General features: G+C 53.8%; 21 protein-coding genes. 10 read left to right on the top strand and 11 right to left on the bottom strand.

Annotated features, from left to right (window positions below; genetic code table 11):
• Positions 1–7 precede the first annotated feature (7 nt).
• The 3 genes from R0135_RS02890 to R0135_RS02880 all read left to right on the top strand — a co-directional run bounded on the left by R0135_RS02890 (position 8) and on the right by R0135_RS02880 (position 2086).
• Positions 8–448 (top strand): secondary thiamine-phosphate synthase enzyme YjbQ, encoded by a 441-nt coding sequence (locus R0135_RS02890; protein ID WP_407349868.1) that lies wholly within the window; start codon positions 8–10, stop codon positions 446–448.
• Positions 449–961, top strand: coding sequence for a hypothetical protein (locus R0135_RS02885; RefSeq protein ID WP_407348760.1), 513 nt, complete (start codon positions 449–451; stop codon positions 959–961).
• 174 nt (positions 962–1135) lie between these two features.
• On the top strand, positions 1136–2086 hold the full coding sequence (locus tag R0135_RS02880; RefSeq protein ID WP_407348759.1) for an AEC family transporter: 951 nt from the start codon (positions 1136–1138) through the stop codon (positions 2084–2086).
• 22 nt (positions 2087–2108) lie between these two features.
• Here the strand turns inward: R0135_RS02880 and R0135_RS02875 are convergent, their stop codons facing one another.
• The 3 genes from R0135_RS02875 to R0135_RS02865 form a co-directional block, all read right to left on the bottom strand.
• Positions 2109–4469 (bottom strand): Tex family protein, encoded by a 2361-nt coding sequence (locus R0135_RS02875; RefSeq protein WP_407348758.1) that lies wholly within the window; start codon positions 4467–4469, stop codon positions 2109–2111.
• 101 nt (positions 4470–4570) lie between these two features.
• Positions 4571–5380 carry a 3'(2'),5'-bisphosphate nucleotidase CysQ gene (locus R0135_RS02870; RefSeq protein WP_407348757.1) on the bottom strand — a complete coding sequence of 270 codons (810 nt, stop codon included), beginning with the start codon at positions 5378–5380 and terminating at the stop codon, positions 4571–4573.
• Positions 5381–5451: 71 nt separating this feature from the next.
• Entirely contained in the window at positions 5452–6507 is a 1056-nt protein-coding gene (locus R0135_RS02865) for an oxidoreductase family protein (protein ID WP_407348756.1), read from the bottom strand.
• 32 nt (positions 6508–6539) lie between these two features.
• Here R0135_RS02865 and solA point away from each other — a divergent pair, with 32 nt between their 5' ends.
• A complete protein-coding gene (gene solA / locus R0135_RS02860; protein WP_407348755.1) occupies positions 6540–7637 on the top strand; it encodes an N-methyl-L-tryptophan oxidase in 1098 nt (365 codons plus the stop codon).
• A 47-nt stretch (positions 7638–7684) separates the two neighbouring features.
• A complete protein-coding gene (locus R0135_RS02855) occupies positions 7685–8140 on the top strand; it encodes an ATP-dependent zinc protease (RefSeq protein WP_407348754.1) in 456 nt (151 codons plus the stop codon).
• A 6-nt stretch (positions 8141–8146) separates the two neighbouring features.
• Here R0135_RS02855 and R0135_RS02850 read toward each other — a convergent pair whose 3' ends face one another.
• Positions 8147–9115, bottom strand: coding sequence for a magnesium transporter CorA family protein (locus R0135_RS02850; RefSeq protein ID WP_407348753.1), 969 nt, complete (start codon positions 9113–9115; stop codon positions 8147–8149).
• Positions 9116–9152: 37 nt separating this feature from the next.
• Positions 9153–11261, bottom strand: coding sequence for a mechanosensitive ion channel domain-containing protein (locus R0135_RS02845; protein WP_407348752.1), 2109 nt, complete (start codon positions 11259–11261; stop codon positions 9153–9155).
• Between the two features lie 382 nt (positions 11262–11643).
• Between R0135_RS02845 and R0135_RS02840 the strand changes: the two genes are divergently transcribed.
• Positions 11644–12021, top strand: a complete 378-nt coding sequence (locus R0135_RS02840; RefSeq protein ID WP_407348751.1) for a diacylglycerol kinase — start codon at positions 11644–11646, stop codon at positions 12019–12021.
• Between the two features lie 24 nt (positions 12022–12045).
• On the opposite strand, the gene R0135_RS02835 is transcribed toward R0135_RS02840, so the two are convergent.
• Complete coding sequence (locus R0135_RS02835; protein ID WP_407348750.1) at positions 12046–13689, bottom strand: sensor domain-containing diguanylate cyclase; 1644 nt, start codon at positions 13687–13689, stop codon at positions 12046–12048.
• Positions 13690–13996: 307 nt separating this feature from the next.
• On the opposite strand from R0135_RS02835, the gene R0135_RS02830 reads away from it, so the two are divergent.
• A complete protein-coding gene (locus tag R0135_RS02830) occupies positions 13997–15502 on the top strand; it encodes a succinylglutamate desuccinylase/aspartoacylase family protein (RefSeq protein ID WP_407348749.1) in 1506 nt (501 codons plus the stop codon).
• On the opposite strand, the gene R0135_RS02825 is transcribed toward R0135_RS02830, so the two are convergent.
• From R0135_RS02825 to R0135_RS02815, 3 genes are read right to left on the bottom strand one after another with little or no spacing between them, the layout of a single operon-like run.
• A complete protein-coding gene (locus R0135_RS02825; protein ID WP_407348748.1) occupies positions 15499–16482 on the bottom strand; it encodes an alpha-L-glutamate ligase-like protein in 984 nt (327 codons plus the stop codon). The two genes, R0135_RS02830 and R0135_RS02825, sit on opposite strands and share 4 nt — an antisense overlap.
• Positions 16479–18002: an inactive transglutaminase family protein gene (locus tag R0135_RS02820; RefSeq protein ID WP_407348747.1), complete on the bottom strand. Its 1524-nt coding sequence runs from the start codon at positions 18000–18002 to the stop codon at positions 16479–16481. Before R0135_RS02820 ends, R0135_RS02825 begins: the two co-directional genes overlap by 4 nt.
• Positions 18002–18691 carry an ATP-dependent zinc protease gene (locus R0135_RS02815; RefSeq protein WP_407348746.1) on the bottom strand — a complete coding sequence of 230 codons (690 nt, stop codon included), beginning with the start codon at positions 18689–18691 and terminating at the stop codon, positions 18002–18004. Before R0135_RS02815 ends, R0135_RS02820 begins: the two co-directional genes overlap by 1 nt.
• A 217-nt stretch (positions 18692–18908) precedes the next feature.
• On the opposite strand from R0135_RS02815, the gene R0135_RS02810 reads away from it, so the two are divergent.
• Positions 18909–19103, top strand: a complete 195-nt coding sequence (locus tag R0135_RS02810) for a Fe-S-cluster oxidoreductase (RefSeq protein ID WP_407349867.1) — start codon at positions 18909–18911, stop codon at positions 19101–19103.
• Between the two features lie 89 nt (positions 19104–19192).
• The gene (locus R0135_RS02805; RefSeq protein ID WP_407348745.1) at positions 19193–20176 is read left to right on the top strand and encodes a zinc transporter ZntB; all 984 of its coding nucleotides are present in this window, start codon (positions 19193–19195) and stop codon (positions 20174–20176) included.
• A gap of 26 nt (positions 20177–20202) precedes the next feature.
• Here R0135_RS02805 and R0135_RS02800 read toward each other — a convergent pair whose 3' ends face one another.
• Together R0135_RS02800 and R0135_RS02795 are read right to left on the bottom strand one after the other, a co-directional pair.
• Positions 20203–21051, bottom strand: a complete 849-nt coding sequence (locus R0135_RS02800) for a TauD/TfdA dioxygenase family protein (protein WP_407348744.1) — start codon at positions 21049–21051, stop codon at positions 20203–20205.
• Positions 21052–21128: 77 nt separating this feature from the next.
• A complete protein-coding gene (locus R0135_RS02795; RefSeq protein WP_407349866.1) occupies positions 21129–22055 on the bottom strand; it encodes a DUF3187 family protein in 927 nt (308 codons plus the stop codon).
• A gap of 82 nt (positions 22056–22137) precedes the next feature.
• Between R0135_RS02795 and R0135_RS02790 the strand changes: the two genes are divergently transcribed.
• The gene (locus tag R0135_RS02790; protein ID WP_407348743.1) at positions 22138–23007 is read left to right on the top strand and encodes an urease accessory protein UreD; all 870 of its coding nucleotides are present in this window, start codon (positions 22138–22140) and stop codon (positions 23005–23007) included.
• Positions 23008–23068: the final 61 nt, after the last annotated feature.

The following is a 23068-nucleotide window of genomic DNA, read 5'->3' as shown; positions in this document are numbered from 1 at the left end:
TATTACAATCTGGACGCAATCACTGATTACGCTTCCGCCGTTTGAACCCGGCTTTCATCTCATCACAGAATTCATCGAGAGCAGGGTGCAGGGCATTGAGCGCTGCGAAGTAGGGCTGCTGCATCTGTTCATACAACATAGCTCGGCGTCATTAGCTATTAATGAAAACGCTGACCCTGATGTGCGCCGCGACCTGCAGCGACACTTTGAAACGCTCGCACCCCGCAACGCGCCTTACTATCGGCACGTTCTTGAGGGCGATGACGATATGCCGGCGCACATAAAAAGTGTCCTTATTGGCATCGATCTGACCATTCCTATACGCCAGGGACATTTGGCGCTGGGAACCTGGCAGGGGGTATATCTGGCGGAGCATCGTGATCGGGCCGGATCACGATCTATTGTAGCGACGCTACAGGGAACGCAAGACACCCAAGGAGTAATTTAAGTGACTATTAACTGGGAAGCCGTCGCGGCGGTTGTCGAGCTCTTGGGCCTGGCGCTGATTGTGGTCTCACTGGTGTATCTTGCGATTCAAACCCGCAGCATTAACAAACAAGCTCAGTCCGAAGCTCGCTATGCATTTGTGGACGCTGCGGGACAGATCAACATGGTGATCGCTCAGGACCTGCAAGCGGCGTCGGTGTTCCGGCGAGGACTTGCCTCGGTGGACGATCTAAACGAAGACGAACGCATGCAGTTTTTTATGTTCGTTGGCCAGTACGCAAACCTCTGGTCGGTGATGCACCAATCCTATGCTGACGATGTACTGCCGGACACGCAATGGGCCATTGTACAAAACGACATACGCAGTATTCTGGGGTCACCGGGCGGGCGCGCTTTTTGGTCCACTGCAGGTGCAGCAGCCTATGATCAGGCTTTTGTAGATTCGGTAAATGCAGAATTAGCTAAAACCGACGCCGGCTACGATATGGTCAAGATGACGGCGCAGGCTGAATGAGCACGCCGTGGCTTGCACAGAACGAGTTAGCTCGCCTGATTGGCGGGCGCAGGGCGCCAGGGCCGTATACCCATAACTGCGTATAATACATATTATGTTAAATAGACCGCATGGATAACAATACAGTAGCCATCAGAAACCGCTAAACCCCTCCGCCTAAGGTAACCGCACTCCTTGGATTCACCCCTCAGCATATTGCTCACTGCCCTTGCTGTATCCGGACCTACATTCTGCTGGGTTCTTGCGGGCGTGGCGGCACGCCGCCTTGGCTGGTTATCCGAGCAGATGGTCGACGCCATCTCTCAATTTGGCTTCAGATATGCACTGCCTTTTCTTTTGTTTGCCAGTGCTGCGCAGCTGGACCTTCGCCGATCCGGTAACGTCGATCACCTTTTCGCCGCCATCGTCGCCACCGGGATTACTGTGGTGCTCGCCTGGTCCTATGGAGTGTGGCGCGGTTTTGCCCGACGCGAACTGGGTATCTTTGTCCAGGGCGCCTATCGTTCAAACCTGGCCATCGTGGGCATTGCGCTTTGCGCTGCCGCCTTCGGGGAGTCCGGCCTTAGACTGGCAGCATTGCCGATCGCTGTGCTCACAGCGCTATATAACGTCATCGCCGTGTGGTTGTTAAACACGACACTTGGGTCGCGCCAATCGGCGGTCACCTTGATCTTGAGCATGGCCAGAAATCCACTGATCATCGGCATTTTCCTGGGCTTGCTCGTCAGTGCATTGGGGGTTCCGCTTCCGGCCTTGGTGCCACAGCTAGCGCGGGGCGTTTCCAACTACTTTTTACCTATCGCGCTGCTGTGTATTGGCGGCGCCATGAAGCTGTCTCTCCTGCGCTCCGCGGCCACCCTCACCCGCGAAGCTACGATCTGGCGCCTGTGTCTTGCACCCGTTCTGGCAGTTCTAATTGGACTGGCGATGGGTGTGCGCGGCGAAGCTCTGGGCGTGCTATTTCTTTTACTCGCCTCGCCGACGGCAGCGGCGAGCTTCGTCATGGTGGTGGCCGCGGGCGGCAACGGCGGCCTCGCAGCCAACATTGTAGTACTCACCACACTGTTATCGGCGCTGACGGTCACCCTTGGGTTTTTCCTGTTGTCGCTTGCCCATTTAGTCTAGGCACCGTCGGGTCGGTTAGCTGTCAGCGCTTGTCTCGAGCCTTTGCAAACGCATCGGCAAAAGCGTTATTAGGCTTTACTGCGCCGTGGTTTGAGGACTGCTTTGCAGTTCCTTGAGGACCCCTACGCGGCCGAGTCGGCTGTGCATTCTCGCGCTTACCCTGAGCTGGACGGTGATTCCTCTTCTTGGGCTCTGCCCCCGGCTCTTGTGCACTGTCTGTCAGGCGCATACTCAAGCCCACGCGTTTGCGCGGCACATCAATGGCCATGACTTTCACTTTAACGATGTCACCGGCTTTGGCTGCTTCGCGTGGATCTTTAATAAACTTATCCGACATCGCTGATATATGCACCAAGCCGTCCTGGTGTACGCCTACGTCTACAAAAGCGCCAAAACTGGTGACGTTAGTCACAGTGCCCTCAAGCACCATATCCAACCGCAGGTCCGTGATTTTCTCGATACCATCTTGCAGCTTGGCCGTCTTAAACTCGGGACGTGGATCCCGTCCCGGTTTTTCCAGCTCACTGAGGATGTCAGTCACCGTTGGCAGTCCAACGTCTTTGGAAACATAGTCCCTGGCGTTTACCGCGCGCAGAAACGGGCTATCACCAATGAGTCCTCGCAGTTCCCGACCATTTTCCGTTGCGATTTTCTCGACCAGGGAATACGACTCTGGGTGCACCGCAGATGCATCCAGAGGGTTGTCGCCATCCATGACCCGTAAAAAGCCAGCGGCCTGCTGAAAGGTCTTGGCGCCCATGCCAACGACGTCCAGCAAGGCTTTACGATTCTCAAAGCGCCCCTTGGTGTCACGCATGGACACAATGTTTTCGGCAATGCGTGGGCTCAATCCGGATACCCGGGTTAACAATGGCGAGGACGCCGTATTGATATCTACGCCTACCGCATTCACGCAATCCTCTACCACGGCGTTAAGTTGGCGTCCCAGCTGCACCTGACTGACATCGTGTTGGTACTGCCCTACCCCTATGGATTGCGGATCTATCTTCACCAGCTCGGCAAGCGGATCCTGTAAGCGTCTGGCAATAGATACCGCGCCGCGAATCGTGACGTCAACATCCGGGAACTCCTTTGCAGCAAGCTCAGAGGCCGAGTAAATGGAAGCGCCCGCTTCATTAACCACAACCCGGCGTACCGATAATTCCGCATGTGCTGCAAGCGCCTCGGCCACAAAGCGATCGGTCTCTCTACTGCCGGTGCCGTTACCTATGCTTATTAATTGAACGCCATGCTTCTTGATCATGGTGACAAGTGTCGCGGCCGCCTCACGGATTTTATTCTGCGGTGGTGTTGGATAAATCGTCGCCTGATCGACCAGCTTGCCCGTGGCATCTACCGCAGCAACTTTCACCCCGGTACGTAAACCTGGATCCAGACCAATAGTCACCTGTGGCCCCGCCGGAGCTGCCAGCAGCAAGTCCTTTAGATTACTTGCAAAAACGCGAATTGCCTCAGCTTCGGATTGCTCGCGCAAAGCCATAAGTAGATCACTCTGAATATGCAGTGGCATTTTGACTGACCAGGTCCAACGAACGACTTCGGCGAGCCACTTGTCCGCAGCCCTGCCCTTATCTTCAATGCTCCAGTGTGCGGCAATCATGCCTTGGCAGGGATGCGTATCAGCGCTGGACTCTTCAGAAGTAAGCCGTAAATCCAGCATCAAAAACCCTTCATTGCGCCCTCTGAACATCGCTAGAGCACGGTGAGACGGTACCGACTTAAGAGGTTCAGTATGCTCAAAGTAGTCACTGAACTTGGCACCCTCCTCCTCTTTACCCGTCACCACACGGGATGCCAGAAGCCCGTCAGACTTAAGAAAGCTCCGCAGCCGATGCAGCAACTCCGCGTCCTCGGCAAATCGTTCCATCAGGATTTGCTTAGCACCGTCCAGCACGGCCTTATTACTATCAAAACCTGCTTCTACATTTAAATAGTCTGCGGCAAGCACCTCAGGATCGAGGTTTGGATCGCCATATAAAGCATCCGCGAGGGGCTCCAAGCCTGCCTCTCGGGCAATCATCGCCTTAGTCCTTCGCTTGGGCTTGTAAGGCAGGTACAGGTCTTCCAGGCGGCTTTTTGTCTCGGCATCTTTGATCGCCGCCTCTAACTCCGGTGTCAACTTATCCTGCTCGTCTATGCTCTTGAGAATCGCATCCCGACGCTCCGCCATCTCGCGAAGGTATCGCAGGCGCTCCTCTAAAAGCCGCATTTGCGTATCGTCCAATCCACCGGTTACCTCCTTTCGGTAGCGAGATATAAAAGGCACTGTGGCGCCCTCATCCAGAAGGGCTACAGCGGCAATGGCCTGTTTAACGTCAATAGCAAGCTCTGCCGCCAGGAGTGCGGCGATGGATTGAGTCATGATTTAGAGAGGACCTTTGAGATAGGAGGCGAGTGGCAGGCGCATATTATGATGGTGGACTGACAAAGCTGCCAGCACTAGATGCATTTCGGGCCTGCGACCTAAAGCCTGTCGATCAAATATCGCGCTATCCGCTCATTTGAAGCGTAGAGCACACCGCCTTGATTCATAAAAGTCGAGCCCGGTGGGTTTAGTACCAGCGTTTGCCCGAGAGCATCGCTAGCCCAGCCCCCAGCCTCCCTGACAATGCACGCTGTGGCAGCAAAATCCCAAATACTGCCGCCACCATCCTGCGTCTTGGGCGTTTTGAGATAGCAAGCAGCGGGGTAGTCCAAAACCTGGCAGGCGTTCTTTACCGCGCCACTACCATAAATCATTTCTATGCCACCCAAGCCCAGGTTCGTTGCACAGTCATTTAAGGCACCCGATACCTCAGCGTAACGTTTGTCAACTCGAAAGCTTTCGTCGGCAAAAACCTTCAGTGATGTGGATGAAAACTCTGCCCCGCTGATCCGAGCTCGATCTTCATAGGCACCCTGCCCTTTGATGGCGTGCAGTAGTTTCGAGTGTACGGGGTCGTAGACAACGCCTATGAGCGGCTCACCTGACTGAGCGACCAGGGCGATGGAAACCGCATATCCCGGTTTGCCCTGCACAAATGGCAGGGTGCCATCCAATGGATCTACACACCAGTAATAAGGCTTCAACAAACGTGCCGGCGTAAGGTCCGCAACGGTCTGCGAAGACTCCTCCCCCACAAAGGCAATGTCCCATTGTTCAGACGCCGCCTCGAGGCTCTGTCGAATGAGGGCCTCGCTCTCTAAATCCACCTCGGTAACAATCTGTGATGCCGAACTGCTGCCAGCTTCTTTATACCGTTGCCGTAATTGATCGCGGTCGGCGCTGTGCACAAACCGCCCCGCCTTTTGCGCAGCGTGCCTAGCAGTTGCACACAATTGCTGCAGCGGCAGGGGGTGACTATTCATGCTTGCAGTCGCTCGATGACCCGGCGGGTCAGCTTTTCGCTATAGCTGTTGATTTTCCAGTGACCCGGGCTCCAACCCTTCAGGAAACGATGAAAATCTGCCCAAGCGACATCATATAATTCTCGCCACTCGGCCTCCAAGTCATCGGCATCGAAGCCAGGTTTTTTTTGCGCGAGCTGCTCTTGCAGCGTGCAGAAATAGTGGTCCAGCAGCGCGTCCTCTAAAGCTTCGCAATCATCCTCACGCAAACAGCTACCGACAAAATAGGCCACATCTTTCATACCACAGCCTCGGCCCACATACTGGAAGTCTACAGCCGCCACGCGGGGCTTAGACGTGTCGCCGGTGAAACAAAAGTTAGCGAGCTTGGCATCACCGTGAATCAAGGTTTGATAGCGACAGCTGCGCAGCTGCCCGTCGATCAGCGAGGCTGATTCGCGAAGACGGACATCTTCAAGTGCAGCCAATTCATCCGGCCGTGTGTCCAGGTGCCAGTAGCTGCCGCACTCCCAAAGGCCTTCGACTGAACTACCGAGAAATGTCGCATGAAAGCTCGCCAGCCAGTCCAGGCATGCATGCATGTCGTCGATGCTGACAGACTCTTTTCTAGTGTCAAAGCCCGCTGCGTCCAGATCCGTCAGTAGCAGGATAGTTTCGTCGACGTCCACCTTCACCGCCAAACAATCAGGCACGGGGCAACTGCTATCGCAGCGATGCGCATAGTTTTGATACCAGCAGGCTTCCACCTGATAGGAGCGTACTTTCCTATCATGCGAAATATCCGTATTCCAACCCCGCGGATGCACAGCTGCTTTAGGCGGTTTGATGTGCTTGAGAATCACCGATGGATGGACTGCCCCTGCCAACTCCAGTCGCAGGATCTCACCGTAGCCACTCCACAGCGACTGAATCACAGTGGAGCTGGCAATCGCCTGCGCTGTGGTTGTTGACAGTACTGTGTTGCTTAAGTCTCTATGCATGGCAACAATATAACGCTGAATCAATAATAGCCCCAGGAGCCTTCGGGAATGAGAAAAAAACCTTTTATTCATAAAAGCTCCTGCGCGCGTGTGGGCTGCACCGGATGAGCGGCTCTGACGACACCTATGACCTCATTGTTCTGGGCACCGGTGGTATCGGTAGCGCGGCTTTGTTTAGCGCTGCGAGCCGGGGACTCAAGTGTCTGGGTATCGACCGCTTCCCCCCCGCCCATGATCGAGGAAGCTCTCACGGTGAGTCACGATTGATACGTCTGTCTTACTTTGAGCATACTGATTATGTGCCCATGTTGCGCCGCAGCTACGAACTTTGGGATGAGCTGGACACGACGCTTTTGCATAAAACCGGCGGTGTCTACATGGGTCCTAAGGATGGCGAGATCATCTCGGGTGTTCTCACATCTGCTGCTCAACACAAACTTCGCATCGACAAGCTGCATACCAGCGACATCCCGCAATACAAGGTTCCCGATGACTCCATCGCTATTTTTGAGCCCGATGCAGGCTGGTTGCCTGTGGAGCGCTGCATACAAGCGCACCTTGATCAAGCACGGAGCGCCGGCGCAAAGCATCGGCATGGACTCAACATTTCAGGCTGGGAGCCCCAAGGCGATGCCGTAGTGGTGAAGACCGACGCTGGGGACTTCAGTGCTGCTGCATTGGTGATCACTGCGGGCCCCTGGAGTAGCGGGTTTCTCCCACGGCTAAATGTTCCGCTTCGCGTAGAGCGCAAACATCTTCACTGGTTTCGCTGCCGTGATAAGCGTTACCGGAATGGCTTTTTTTATGAACTTCCCCAGGGTGCTTTCTATGGCTTTCCTGCGAGCAATGGGCGACTGAAGGTGGCGGAGCACTCCGGCGGAGAATTAGTGACAAACCCCTTGAGCGCGCATCGAAACCCTTCTCCACAGGACAACGAGCGTATTGAAGATTTTGTCGACAAGTATCTCCCCGGGGTAGAGCTTGAACGTCTGGAGCATCGGAGTTGTTTTTATACTCGCTCGCCAGACGATGATTTTATTTTGGATCTTTATCCGGGATTGCATAATGTTGCATACACGGCGGGACTGTCGGGGCATGGCTATAAATTCGCTCCGGCACTGGGCGAAATATTGGTAGACTTGGCCACCGGGAAGGGCTCCAGTTTTAAAATCAAGTTCTTGTCGGGATCACGATTCAAGTAATCAACAACGTGCAAGACCCCTCAACATTTTTGGCCCGGAAACTAGCAATGAGTGAACTTAGAACATTGGGATGGCGCGAGTGGATCGGATTCCCTGATATCGGAATCGCTCAGATAAAAGCGAAGGTGGATACCGGGGCACGCACTTCCTGCCTGCATGCATTCAAAGTCGAGCCCTTTGAACACGAAGGTGCTAGCTGGGTTAGCTTTGATATTCATCCCAGCCAAACAGACGGGACAGAAGTCATTCAGTGCAAGGCGCCCGTACTTGAACAGCGTGTTGTGAGGGATTCCGGCGGGCACGAAGAACTGCGTTACGTGATAGAAACCACGATGACTATTGGCGACCACGAACAGACAGCGGAAGTCACGCTCACCGACAGGGACACCATGAAATTTCGAGTCTTACTGGGGCGCACCGCCATTCAGGGAACGTTCACTGTAGATCCCGCACGCTCCTACCTGGTTGGCAAACGCAGAAAAAAGCAATTTGCAAAGACATAAGCTTGCTCAGAGCCATTTCACTTTCTTAAACACGACTAACATCGATACGGCCATCACCCCCATGAGCCCCAGCAGACTGAAATAGGCGTAGCGCCAGCCCAGTTCCGGCATATGCTCAAAATTCATTCCATAGATGCCGGCCATGAATGTCATGGGAACAAATATTGCCGAGATGATCGTGAGAATTTTCATAGTCACGTTGAGGTTGTGGGAGCTGAGTGATATGTGACCTTCCACCAGGTCACTGCAAAGTTCGTAGTACATACTACAAAGGCTATAAACCCGCTCGCAGCGGTCGTAGACATCGCGTCGCATATGCGCCAACGCATCGTCTCCATTGCCAAGATAAGGCCCCCCTTGGCGCCAAATAGATTCTGCCAGTACCTTGTGATAACTAAAAATGCGCCGCAACTTACGCAGGCGCGTGCGGTAAGCGACGAGTTCCTTCATGTCCAGCTCTGAAATATCCGAGAGAAGTCCGTCTTCCAGGGCGGATAGACGTTCCTCAAAGTCAAGCAGTGTGGTCAGGTAGCGTCCTGATGCGTAGTGAATGATACGCAGGGCCAGCCGACCAGGTTCGGCAAGTGACTTTTGCTTGGTAGCCCGTTCCCAAAAATAGTCCACACTCACAGACTCTCCACGGTGAACAGTGATGAGGCATCGATCTCCCACCCAAATGCCCAGTTGCTGAGGCTCGAGCTCGAGGTCCGCTCCCAAGCTTGAAATCCCCCGGAACAAGACAAATGTATTGTGCTCAAAGTGCTCTACTTTTGGCGGATGTCGCACCCTGGAAGAGTCGGTAATCGCTAGCGGGTCGCAGCCCATTTCTTTCAGCAGGTTCTTGAAATCGGGAGTTATGCTTCCCTCAAAATCCAACCATAAATAAGTGTCAGTTGAAGCTTGCCACTTCGCAACAATCTCTTCTTTACCACTATGGGCCTCCCCGTCATCGCCCAGCCACATTGCCTTGATCACGCATCACCCCATCTTTGAAATATATCAGCCATGTGATTTACCCAAGGCTCTCCGGCTTACCGCCCATCAACGGCAGATCCTCAGCCGACGTTTTGCCAAACACACTGCGAACATGCAGATCTCGCTGGGGAAACGGAACCTCGATGGCATACTCCCTCAGCTTGTCGTCAATGGCCCAAAGATAACTTGCATGCACATGACCCGGACGCTTCACCGCATCCGGCTCAAGCCACACCACGAGTTCAAAATTGAGACTGCTGTCACCAAACTCGACGAACCACAATTGGGGCTTACGGGATTTATTTTTCTGGTGCGTCAGCGGTACGTTATTGGCCGCTTCCAACGCGGCTTTTTTCACAAGCTCTTTATCGGTGCCGTAGGCCACTCCAAAAGGAATGCGAACACGCCGATAAACTTCACGCATGGTCCAGTTGGTAACCTGACCGTTAACAAACTCGGAGTTCGGAACAACGATGTCGATATTGTCATTTGTCGTAACCAGAGTGCTGCGCATATTGATTTCGCGCACCTCGCCGGTGACACCCGACTCAAGCTCCACAAAATCACCGATCTTGAGGCTTCGCTCAAACAATATGATCAATCCGGCGACAAAGTTGCCCACCAGGGTCTGCAGGCCAAAGCCAATACCGACTCCCAAAGCGCTTGCGAAAAGAGCGAACTTTGTAAAGTCGATGCCAATGGAGGACAGCGCGACCATAATGCCGACGGCAAGAATGATGTAGTGCAGTATTCGGCTAAGTGTATAAATTGAGCCGTCATTCACGGTGTTGCGCGCTGCTGCGATCCTCACCAGGGTTTTGGATAAAATCTTCGAGATCCACCAAGCCGCGGTAAGGATGATGAACATCCTGAAGATATCAAGGGTAGTTACCGGTGCCCCACCGAGTTCAAATAAGCTGGTGCTCAAAAGACGCAGCACTTTCTCCCAACTTAAATCCGCGAGGTGTTCAGCAAACTGCACACTGCGGGTGACACGACCCTCGCCCTGAGCCAAAAGTGAGTCAAAGAGATTCCCAAGCTGGAATCCGCCGATCAGCTCCTCATCTAAACCGCGCAGCTCTCGCTCGGTCGAGTCCGACAGCCGCGCGCGTTGTTCCAGCAGCGTCTGCAGCTGTTTGCTATTGTCATCAGACATGCCAGCCATAGCAGTCTCTCTGCTTCGGGCCGTCTCTCTACGCCACTTGGCCAAGCTGTCTTCTAATTTGCTGAGCTCCTCGATATACGTCGACAGATAGCTACGATCTGCCTCCCCAGGTGGCGTCTTGCCTTGCCCGATACGAATCAGGATTCGCTGGATCAGAGCGTACTCACTGGCCACTAGCTCCTGTCTCGTCGCCTGCACATCCAGCTCGATCATCGATTGACTGGCAAGTCGATCTCGAGCCTGTTCAAGCGGCGTCAATGCCAGTGCGCCGCTCTGGGCCAACTGCACTCGCAAAAGTTTCATGCGTAACTCTTTGGCAGTGTTTAATGCCGACGCTCGAGCGTTCTCTGCTGCAGCAACGTCCTCTTCTGAGGTGGTCAAGCGCTTTGCCGCATCCTCTACCAGAGCCTGAAGGTCATCGATTTGTTGTCCCAGGGACTTACTGTTCGTTCTACGCCAGAGCAATTCAAGTCTGGCCAATTCCAGCTGTAATCTGGACTGCATTAACAGCAAGCCCTCCTCCATTCGATCCGGGGAGGTCTCAGCTGATGCGCGGTACCGAACTTTTTGCTCGTTTAAATCATTCTGTCCAGCGGAGATGGCGTTCTCTAGCTGCACAATCTCCTGATCTTCTTCCGAGCGCTGTACACCGGTCTTACGAAGCTCCTCGATAAGTGCGCGTATTTCAGCAACGGTATAGCTGTCCTGCGCGACTTTAGCGACAGGGGGTAGTGGAAAGGGCCGAGCCTTAAACTGCTGATATCGACTTAAATCTTTGAGTACGGTGTCTGCTAAAGCAGCCTGACTTGCCAATCCTTCCGCTGCTAATTGCTCTTTGAGTTCTGACAGACGTACAGCGCCTGTTTCAAATCGCTGCTCCACGGCCTCGGGGGTATCGTCCTGCCCTGCAACAAAGTAATCCCACCAGTTCACATCGAGACGAGACGGGTCAGGGGGCAAATCAAAATCAACTGCAAACACCCATGAACCCCACGCGAGCAGGGACATACATATTAGTAAGCGGAGGATCCTCAAAGTCATTCGGCACGGGCTCGCGTATTGAGTCAAAACTGATAGCTAAAAAAACGTCGACGGCCGAGACCGACGAACAACCCATCGTTGTAGCCAAGATGGGGTTTGATGGAGCTCAACAACGGTCCGACTATAGCCGATACGTCCGCTCGAGGCATCTGAAGGTATTACAAGCCTGGCGTGCTGACGGCACACACTTATTCAGGCTTGGAGATACGACCCCACCCAGGGGGCGCGCAAGGTATCCCTAGGCCGAAGGTTGGCAGGCACGTTGATAGGTCAGGCAGGCAAGCTTAAGATTGCGCCCCCACCATCCACGATAAAAGTTTTTATGAATAAGCCTAACGGTAAAGGCCCTGGTCGCATCCTGAAAGCGGCGCTTTGTACCTACAAGGGTTTTGGGGCTGCACTTCGCCACGAGGCTGCATTTCGGCAGGAACTATTTCTGGTCACTGTGCTGTGTCCACTGGCGTTTTACATCGCCGAAACTGGCACGCAACTATTGATGTTACTACTCAGCCTCATACTCTTATTACTGACCGAATTGGTCAATTCCGCCTTGGAGGCGTTGGCTGACGCTATCAGTCTTGAGCATAACGAGCTTTTGGGCAGAGCTAAGGATATGGGTTCTGCAGCCGTGTTTTTGGCGATGCTGTTCACTACCCTGGTGTTTGGCGATGCTATTCACCGCTGTTTCTTCGCCCAATAGATTGTATTTTTTGAAGGCTCCGAGCTACGCCATCTGGGTTTGCGCTTTCGCTCTCGCGGCTTCTTTTGACAAGGCCTTTTCGGCGTACATTTTTTGATCTGCATGTGCCAGCAAGGCTTCTGGCGTGGTGCCATCGTCAGGATACAACGCAACGCCGATACTTACGCTGGTTTGATACTCACCATGATCCAGTTTCAGCGGTTTTTGCATTCGAGCGGCGATACTCATGGCCGCTACCCGAGCGTCGGCGCGACCGGCAAGCTCCCATAGAATCACCGCAAACTCATCGCCACCTAATCGCGCTGCAACATCAGAGTTGCGGCAGGACTTCACAAGTCGATCACCGATGGCAATCAACACTTTATCCCCGGAAGCATGACCATGGGTGTCGTTAAGTGTTTTGAACTCATTGACGTCAATGTAAACAACACCCATTGGGCGCTTATTACGCTGTGCCAGGCTAATGGCTCGAAACAGGTTTCGATCAAACTCGCCTCGATTCACAAGTCCTGTGAGGTCGTCCGACCGAGCAGCACTGGTGAGACTCAGGATGCGCACACGGTTGCCCGAAAACTGCAGCGCAACAAGCCAGGCGCTCAAAAGAACCATCCCGCCTAGTAGAACCTTGGCCGATCTGGGCAGCATCTGATTTGCTGCCAGGATGCTGTTTATTTGCTCTGTGGGGATATGCGACAAAACGATCCAGCCGCCCTCCCCGTCGCTACCCCGCTTGGGGACTGTCCAAGAGACCCGACGCACAGAAGAACTTTCACCCAAGCTCGAGGGCAAAAGTACCCGGTAACTGTAGAGCCCGTTTTCCGTGTGAAAAACCCCCTCGGTGCTTTGACTGATTGACCGCCACTCTTGTGGGTAGCGTTCGATAAAACTCATATCCTCGATGGGATTCATCTGGTAGTTGGCCGGCTCAAATCCTTGTGTCTCCATGAGCCAGCGCCCCTGAACGCTGAGAATATTCGGATTACCCCTGGCGACTTTCCCTGCAGCAAAAAGCCGCTTGAGTAAAACCGTCGCCTTGTAGTTAATGATCGCTACGCCCACTTTTTTGTCGTCTGGGCCAAAGACCGGCATGGCCACTCGAATCACAGGCTTCAGGGGATACTCAATGACACCCCGCTCCTGATTGAATTCTACCGGGAAGACAATCACCTTACCTCTGGACAGCGCCACTCCGCGCTGAAAGTAGCTTCGAGCGGATTTATCCTGTAGCTGGCTTGACGCCACGATCTTAGAATCCTCGATCTCAGCATCAATACGAACCACTTCATAACCTTCATTATTTAAATAGCGAAGCTGATCGAACATCGGGTGAGCTCTGGAAAAATCCAGAATCGTCTGCGCAACGTCCTCTACCGGCGACGCCTCAGCAAGATTGCGCTCAATGAGCGCCACCAGATATTGAAGGCTTGCGGTTGTGGTAAACAGGGCCTGTTGCACTACCAACGACATGGAGGCCGATGCCTGGCGCTCCTCTTTTTGAAGAGACTCCATTACCGCCTTTTCTGCCCGCTGATCGCCATAACGAATCACGGCAACCACAAGCAGCCCCAGCACGAAGAGTGCTGCAGGGAAGACCTTGATGAATACGCGCGCAGAGCGGCGGTCCGGTAGTAGGTATCGGCTGAAGTTATCGCTAGTGTCTGTGATCACTGTTTTTTTATGTTGACTTGCCAGGCGCCCATGATAACCAAATTCAGCCGTGTTTAACGCAATCGGTACAACGACTAGATCACGAATACAACAGCGTGGGGTTGTAACGAGGTGCGGGAGACTTATCCGGGCAGCAACACCAAAAGTAAACGCAACAAACTAAGCAAGGTGATACAGTCTGACCCGATGCAAAGTTTTTAAATCCCATTTTTAAGTAAGGATGCGACAGTCGCCTTTGTTGAATTCGAAACACAGTTTAAACGCGAAAGTATTCAAGAAGCGCGTCCTCGCAGGCTGCACACTGATTATGGCAGCCGGCCTAATAGAAATTAGCGCCGCGCAAAACCCTGTCGAGATCGACGATGGGGCTTCTCAGACCACGCAAATCAGTGACGCGAAATCACTTTCCCCAAGGGCTAAGCCTGCTAAAAACGTTGATTTAAAAGAGGTCGTTAGCGATCCGGCGGATCTTGCACCTGCTCCGGCTGAAGCTGAGCCTCAGGAGACCCTGCTTGAGCTTCCTGACATAAGCACTGAAACCGTGAACGAAAGTCTGGAGTCGACACAAGACCTGGCGCCGGAGGCTCCTGATGATGACGTCGGTGCCAGTCTGAACACTGGCGCTAGTACTCAGCAGTTCCAGGATACAGAAACCGGGAGTCCCGGAAGCGACCCGGGCAAACGACAATTGATTTTACTGGGAGCAGAGGTGTTACCGGGTACAACCACGCGCCTGGCCTGGTCTCCCAGCGTGAGCTTTTTAGGTATTTCGGCGCCTACGTCTGTGCTTGTCGTAAACGGAGCAAAGCCCGGGCCACAGCTCTGCCTCACGGCCGCCTTACATGGTGACGAAATAAACGGAATAGAAACCGTGCGACGGGTGCTTTACGAGATCGACGCAGAGGACTTATCCGGCGCCATTATTGGAGTTCCTATTGTCAATTTGCAGGGCTTTCGCGCGGGTTCACGTTATCTGGCTGATCGTCGTGACCTGAATCGCTTCTTCCCCGGCAACTTAAACGGCAGTGCAGCCTCACGTATAGCGTTTTCTTTTTTTCAGGAAATTATCAGTCAGTGCGACATGCTTATCGATTTACATACCGGATCTTTTCGCCGAACCAATCTGCCACAGTTACGCGCTGATCTAAGTTATCCCGCGATCCAAAGCCTTGCCGACACTATGGGACGGATCGTTGTGCTGCAGAGCAAGGGCGCGAAAGGCAGTCTCCGCAGGGCTGCCAGCGAGTCGGGTATTCCATCAGTAACCCTGGAGGCCGGAGCGCCTAATGAGTTGAACGAGAACGCTGTAGAAGACAGCGTCGCCAGCGTGCGTGCCGCCTTACGTGGATTGGGAATGACCGACACGCTCAAGTCGCGTAAACGATCAGACGCGCCCATCTATTATCAGTCTACCTGGGTGCGAGCCAGCGAGGGCGGCATTCTTATCAGCGAAGTCAAGCTGGGCGCAAAAGTAAAGCTGGACCAGGTGTTAGGCGCCGTCATCAACCCTATCACCAACCAAAATAGTAAAATCATTAGCCCGGCAAACGGGCGTGTCATTGGTATGGCACTGAATCAGGTTATGCATCCGGGGTTTGCTGCCTATCATTTGGGCATTGATCCCACTGCTGAGCTGGCAGCTATACCCAACAGCTCTGTGCAAGCGTCTGACATACTAATAGAACCCGCAGACGACGAGGACCCGGACAATGACCAAAACGTTGTTCCTAATAGTGCCGAGCAAACGACCTTAAAAAACACTGACCATCTTCTGATCAATGAGATTCTCGAAGAGGGTGAGTCCGGGCGCTAGGCAAAGGCAGGAGCAAGCGATGCTTTAGTCAAGGCACTAAAGCGCTCTTTGGCTAAAGCGATCCGTTCACTCGGATCATCGGTACTCTCGACAATCTCCTGAGCGATTACCATTCGGTGGCGCAAGCCTGCCTGATTGGCAACCTGAATGGCTAAGCCGGGCCGCGCGTTGAGCTCAAGTAACATTGGACCGTGCTGTCGGTCCAATACTACGTCAGCACCGATGTAGCCAAGTCCTGTCATCTCATTGCAACTGGCCGCAAGCTCAAGAATTCTATCCCAAAGTGGCACCTGCAATGTGGTCAAGACGGCCCCGGTGTCCGGGTGCTCGGTGACTAGCTGGCCATTTTGCACAGCGCAGACGCTTTGACCTGTTGCGATATCCAAGCCCACCCCTACGGCGCCCTGATGAAGGTTCGCCTTGCCGTCGGACTTGTGTGTCGCGCAACGCATCATCGCCATCAAGGGAACACCGTGAAAGACGATGACGCGGATATCAGGCACACCCTCATAGCTATAGGCCTTCAGGGTGGGGTCGAAATCGATGAGCCCCTCGACCATAGCTTTGTCGGTTCTACCGCCAAGGCTATAGAGGCCCGCCAGGGTATTGATAATGTGGTGGCGTATGTCTGAATCTTCTATGCGGCTACCGCTGGATTTTATATAACCATCCCCATCGCGGCCAACGACGACCAGAATGCCCTTTCCTCCGCTCCCTTGGGCGGGCTTTATAACAAAGCTCTGCCGTTCTCGAATCTTGTCAAGAAAGCTCTCGATTTCAAACAGATAACTTACTACCCCATACAACTCCGGTACGGGTATGCCCCCTTTATCGAGTGCAATCTGCTTGGTAAGCAGCTTGTCGTCAACGAGCCGGTAATTTTTGCGCTGGTTGTTCTTGCCGATAAAACTGATATTGCGCTGATTCATTCCTACGATGCCTAAGGAACGAAGTGTTTTTGGTGACACGAGGTGAATCATAGGAGCTTCTTCATTTCTCGAAAGCGATACAACTCAGAAAGACGATAGCCCGTGTATTTACCCATGAGCAAAATAACCCCCAGCAGGGTGAGCAACAGCTCTGGGAAGTTAAACGTCAAGTGTTCGATATATCGGTTGGACATCACCAGATAAGCGAGCACCGCGACCATCAGGCTCCCTCCTCCTTGAATGAACACTTCGTGACCGCCTTCTTCTTCCCAAAGAATAGACATGCGCTCGATGGTCCAGGCCAAAATGATCGTCGGGAAGAAAGTCACCGTCAGAGCCTGATCAATCCCCAGCTTATAACTAACGATCGCTATCGCGGCCATAAGCAGTATCACAACAATCACCACGGAGGCGACCCGCGAAACCAACAGAAGGTTCATATGACTGAGATAGGAGCGAATCCAAAGCCCTACCCCCACAACCGCCAGAAAAATTGCCAATCCCACAAGTAGCGTCGTCTGGATTAGTGCAAGCGCGATGAGAATAGGCATAAAAGTGCCAGAGGTACTAAGTCCCACGACGATTCGCATGAACACAACCACCAGGGCGGCCACGGGTATCAGCAGGAGTCCTTTAAAAATCCCCTGTTGTTCCACCGGCAATGCGTAAATCGAGAAATCCAATAGCGCAAATTCCTCAGAGCGCTGCTCCATGCTCACTACCGTACGAATTGGAACACTGTTTTTAACCAGAGCGAACTCCAAGCTGGACTTCTCACCCCCGAACACGGTGAGCACAGCGTCTTCCCCGCGTTTCCAAAGATAAAAATCTTCGGGCATCCCTGCAGTGCCATCTGTAGGATTGAGCACCAGCCATTTGCCGTCGACATAAGCCTCCAACAGTGTACTGAGCACCTGACGTCGGCGACCATCTTCCAGCTGTATACCGCGGACAAAGTGTGAGGGTATGCCTGCATAGGTCAACAGATAGCGAATAGCGTCAACTTTGCTTTCATGTAAATCGCTGAGAATGAACTCCACATCCTGATTAGTGTTGCTGGCAAACTCCTTCAGCATCAAGGAAACAAACGTTGATTCATTGTTGGATTTCTCTCTAAGCTGCCCCACAAATAGCTCGAAAGCTTTGCTCTGCGTCTCGCTCAGTCTTGGAAGATCTGTCAGATCGGTAGACAGATTTTGCGGCGTACGCCCACCGTCCTGATTATAAACCTGCGCTTTGTAGTAAACCGTCGTGAAATCGCTCACGTTTTGCTTGGTCCACTGAGCATCGCGGGCCTGTTCAGTAGTTGCCACGGTAAAACCAAAGCCTGACGACGCGAAATTCTCATTCAGCGTCACCCAGCCATTGTTCTTTGCAGGCAGGCTCAGACTTACCTCTGCCGGCCCCTCCGTGGGGTAAAAACTGATCTTTGACTCGATGGTCCAAACGTCTTGATACTTTTCCGGCACCAGGGGCAGTCCGAGAGAGATAGACTTATATAGCGTCAAACCCAGGCCGAAAATCATCAGGCCTCCAGCAATGATCCCAATCTGCGTTCGTGATGCAAGCATTACTGTGGGTCCTGTTTAGATGCAGAAGGTGCAGGCTTTGGCAACGTGTGATGCTGACTGACATCCACCGCGAAGGCATCCATCAGCATATTGCGTCCAATGAGCAGGGGAAAATCGAAGTCGTCCCGGTCCGATAGGCTGACATCAAGCCAGGTGCGCGTGTCGCCAAGTGTGATCCACATGCGCACTACATAGCGACGATCATAGTCATCGCTCCCCGTCTGCTTGACCAAAATACGCCGATGTAAACGACGTTCCAACTGGATTTCGCGATCGCTGTCGGGGTCTTTTACGGTAAAGCGCACCCAGCGCTTGCTGTCTTTTTCCAGCAGCTGAATGTTCTCGGCGTGGATAGATGATGTTTCCGCCCCGGTGTCGATGCGCGCCTCAAGAACCAGATCTCCCGGCTCCACCAGCGCCCATTCCTGTTCACCGATCAGCGGGTATCTTGAGCGCAAGCCGTCTTCTACAGCACAGGTGTTTTGAGGTATCGCAGGACAAACCACCGGCGACAACTCCGGCGGCGCCTGATCCGGGCACTGTTGTACCTCGCATACGGGGCACTCTGCAGGCTCCACTATCGGGCATTCGGGTGCGGCTGGCGCCTCTTCAATGGGTGCAGCTGTCTGGCATGCTGCAAGAAAGACCAAAGAGGACCCAAGTAATAGGTTGCGATAGCGGATCATCATGCAAGCGGCTCTGTATATCTGTCATTATTCGGTAAGCATACATCGTACGTGCGCAACATTAGCGAGTACAGCAACGAGCATCGTCGGTCTTCTGGCACGCTTGGGCTACTCGCATCTCGTGCGGTCGATACGATCCTAACGGTAAAAGACAATGATTTGTCGTGAAAATTGCGGTGCCTGCTGCATCGCTGCATCAATAGCCAGTCCAATCCCCGGTATGCCCCAGGGCAAGCCCGCGGGAGTGGTCTGTGTCAATTTGAACTCCGCCGCCAACAACTACCGCTGCAAAATCTGGGGCACTGCGGATTATCCGGCCGTCTGTGCGAAGTTTGCGCCCCAAATCGATACCTGCGGCGCCTCGCGAGATGAAGCAATACAACTACTATCGCTAATGGAATTGCATACGTCCTGACTGAGTGTGCTCCGTGTCTCGCCGCGCTTGCGCCGCTCCATAAGTCACTGCATTATCAGAAACGCTAATCGATCGGGATCCGACAAGCCATGTTAGATAACGCTCCTCCGAAAGGCCTGGTTCATGCCCTGCTCCTTGATGGATCTGGCTCAGCCATCCCCTACCAATGGTCAAAGGTCGATTCCTGGAAGGCCGATGAAGGTTGCCTGTGGCTGCACTTTGATTTTGAAGATGAAGACACACAAAGGTGGTTGCGCGAAGAAAGCGGACTCAACGATATTGCCTTTGGATCTCTTACCAACACGGAGACCCGGCCCAGGGCTCTGAACCGCGGCGACAATCTTCTCTTGACGCTACGTGGCATCAACATGAACCCCGGAGCAGATCCAGATGACATGGTCTCTTTACGTATCTGGACCGATGGCAGCCGACTGATCAGCACCCGTCGCCGCCGTCTGCTTTCTACCGAGGATGTGCTTGATGAACTCGCTGCCGGTAATGGTCCGAAGAACACCGTGGAACTCCTGGTCATTTGGACGGAGCGTATTACCGCACGAATGACAGACACCATCGAGAGCTTCGAGGATCGCGTACTCGCCATAGAAGAACGCCTGCTCAACGAAGAGACTGCGGGCATTCGCATGGAACTGGCCAACCTTCGAAAACAAATCATCTCGCTGCGTCGCTACCTGTCGCCGCAGCGGGAGGCCATGAATCGTCTCGTCGCAGAAAATCTCAGTTGGCTTGACGACCTCAATCGCTTGCGCCTCAGAGAGATTAACGATCGACTAATTCGACATATCGAAGACATGGATGAAGTGCGGGATCGGGCGGTCTTGGCGCAGGAGGAGCACAGCAGTCGCATAGCGGAGCAGATGAATGCCAGAAGCTACTTGTTCACCATCGCTGCAGTGATATTTTTGCCCCTGGGCTTTCTAACCGGTCTGATGGGAATCAACGTTGGGGGTATGCCCGGAATCGATAATGAATATGCATTTTGGATTGTCGTTGTGCTGTGCGTTTTTGCGGGGCTGGGTCTTACCTTGATATTTAAAATGCGGCGCTGGTTTTAAACAGTGCCGCGATAAATCCTACAAACTTACAGAGCCCCCGCGCCGATGGTGGTCCGATGAAGCAAACGGTCATGACCGTCATATCCACCGGTCGCGCGATGCAGCAGGCAGCGGTTATCCCACATGATCAACATGCCCTCTTCCCACTGGTGGGTGTAAACATTCTCTTCGCGAGTCTGCCAACCGTATAACTCCATCAAAAGCTCCACGGCTTCCTCGTCTGGCATGCCCTCAATACCAACGATGTATCCGAGGCAGCTGTATAGCGATGCTCGGCCTGTCTCACTATGGCGACGAATCAATGGGTGGGATTGCACAGCCTGTGCCTCAGGCGATGGGCGAATATCCATGCTCCGATCACTTGCTGCATCTGCCGCGCCATAGAGGCCATCGGGCGCGTAACCTACTTTGGCCGAATGCATTGCCATAAGACCCTCTATTCGACCACGAAGCGCTGGAGGCAATGTATCCAGTGCCTTGTGCTGATTGGCGAAAAGTGTGTCTCCACCCGTGGGCGGAATGGTGATGCCGTGAAGACAGGTACCAATGGGTGGTGTCGCCTGAAAACTCCAGTCGCTGTGCCAGGCCTCGGCAAACAGGGGCGCTTGCTCCTGGGCGCGGCGCTCCACCGCGATCACATGATCCCGTCCAGGGACCGGCGCGATAAATGGGTCGTCGCCAAACGGACCGAAATAGCCGGTAAATCGCTCCAAATCGTCATCGTTAAGCGTCTGATCCGGGAATGCCAGTACGTGATGCTCAAGCCAGGCTGCGCGAATGGCTTGCACGGTCTCAGGATTGAGAGGCTGCGACAGATCCAGTCCCAGCACTTTGGCCCCACAGGCTTGTCCCGACGCTTCTACTTGAATACTCATGGCTTACTATCCTTATTATCTGCCGAAACGCTAAGTCTAGCAGCCTCCTGAGCAGGCCGCCTGCGCCGCAGCTGAGGCTAAAAAGACCGCGACAGCGCCAAGCGAAAACTGATGTCCGGCGCCGTTCCCACGGCCAGGTCCTCCAAAAACTGTGCATCAATGATCCAACGGTTTACCGGCGTCCAACGCAAACCCAAGGTTCCCCAGACGGCGACACCATTGGCGGAAAGGACTTTGGCTTGATAAACGGCATCGTGTGCATCCAACTGGGCAACCAGCGCAAGGGAATCACCTAGCTGCCAGCCCAAAGACACTCCCGCAAATGGCACCCATGTGTCGGCATTCGGATCAAACGCATTCTCGCCGACTTCACTCAAGCCTCCCTGAAGATGACAGCTCAGCTGCGCAAACATGCAGCTTTGGCGGCTCCAGCGTGCACCCAGAGACACGCCATCCTCGCCGCTTCCGCTAAAGTCGATCACACTTCCGGTGGCAAACTTGTACTGCGCGAAAACACCCACCGTCCATTGCTCTGTGGCAACCAGGGCCAGACTTGCAGCAATTTCGATATCCCCAATCCCCGAACGCGTTGAATTCAACTCAAAGCCGGGCGACCCGCTGTAGCTAAACCCCAGATTATCTGTCGGCTGAAGCGCTCGGGGGCCATCAGGCATTCCCCAAAAGGCATGCCAGTCGTCGATAAAAGTATCGAGCTGACCGCCGCTGTGACTGATGTAAGGAACGTTTAAAGAAAGCATAATGCCTTTGCCCAGGCCCGCTTGAACGCGTAAGTCCTGCCGACGTGTTTCACCGTCCAGCGACAGAAACTCGTTATTTTCACGCTCAAAAACTGAGTGACTGGCCCAGTGCAAGGTCCATTGGAGGTCGAACGCACCTCGTTCCAAAGGTTCTGCGCTAGTCATTACGGGAATTCCCAGATTGGCATAAAGCGGCGATAAATTTCGACTGGCCACCGGAGCGCCAAGTGCTGAGTCATTAGCCATGGCCGGGAGACTGAGGCAGAGCATGGAACTTAGTGGGGCCACTGCACGCCACAAGCGGGGGCAATGCGTTAAGGTAGACATCATGCTTTTCGAAACCCTTGAACTCACAGCGGAGTCTAGCAAGCCCCTTCGCCGGTGGCGCGCCCAGCTGGACCTTTCTTTTAGAGAAAGCGACGGCCGCACGCGCTTTGATCACTGTCTGCACGAAGGCCCCTTGAGGGTACAGCGTCTCTTCTATCCCGAGCCCGGCGGCAAAGCGCACTGCTACCTTTTGCACCCTCCTGGAGGGGTGGTGCTGGGCGATGAGCTAGAAATCAATATCGCGCTTAATACCGGGGAAGCGCTGATAACAACGCCCTCAGCCGGCAGGTTCTACACGGTAGACAAGCATCAAGAGACTCAGCGACAGACGGTCAACCTTGCGGTCCGTAAGGGCCGACTCGAATGGCTTCCGCAAGAGACCATCCTATTTAACGGCGTAAATGCGCAATTGGAGACACGTATCGACCTTGAGGAGTCTTCACAGCTGGCGTTTTGGGATGTTGTTGTGCTGGGGCGGCCTGCCTGCGGCGAGACTTTTACTTGCGGTCGACTCAAGCAGACGCTGGAGATCTATCGCCAGGGTGAGCCATTGCTTGTCGAACGGCTCGCTTTTGAGGCGGGAGATCGCGTTAGCCAATCGCGTATGGGGATGCAGCAACAGAGCACGGTAGGCATTATGGTGCTTACCGAAGTACCCGGTATGCCCCTGCTCGACCAGTGGTTGGAAGCAGTTAACAGCGACGCTAATTGTGGCGCTTTTACTGTGACCCAACGCGGCAGCCTAATGATTGCGCGCTATTTAGGTGACGATGCCCAGCGCTGCCGGGAGGGGTTCGCCAGTCTCTGGAGTACTGCCGTTCGTGAACTACGCGGGCATGTTCCCGCAACTCCCCGCATCTGGCATACATGATGCTTGCTCACCATAGACCCTGTGCCTATGCTCATACACAGGAACAGCCAGTAAGGAACTG

The organism is Congregibacter variabilis, assembly GCF_045689235.1.
GTDB classification, from domain to species: domain Bacteria; phylum Pseudomonadota; class Gammaproteobacteria; order Pseudomonadales; family Halieaceae; genus Congregibacter; species Congregibacter variabilis.
Note: the sequence above shows the minus strand (reverse complement) of the source record. Positions and strands in the feature narration are given on the sequence as shown.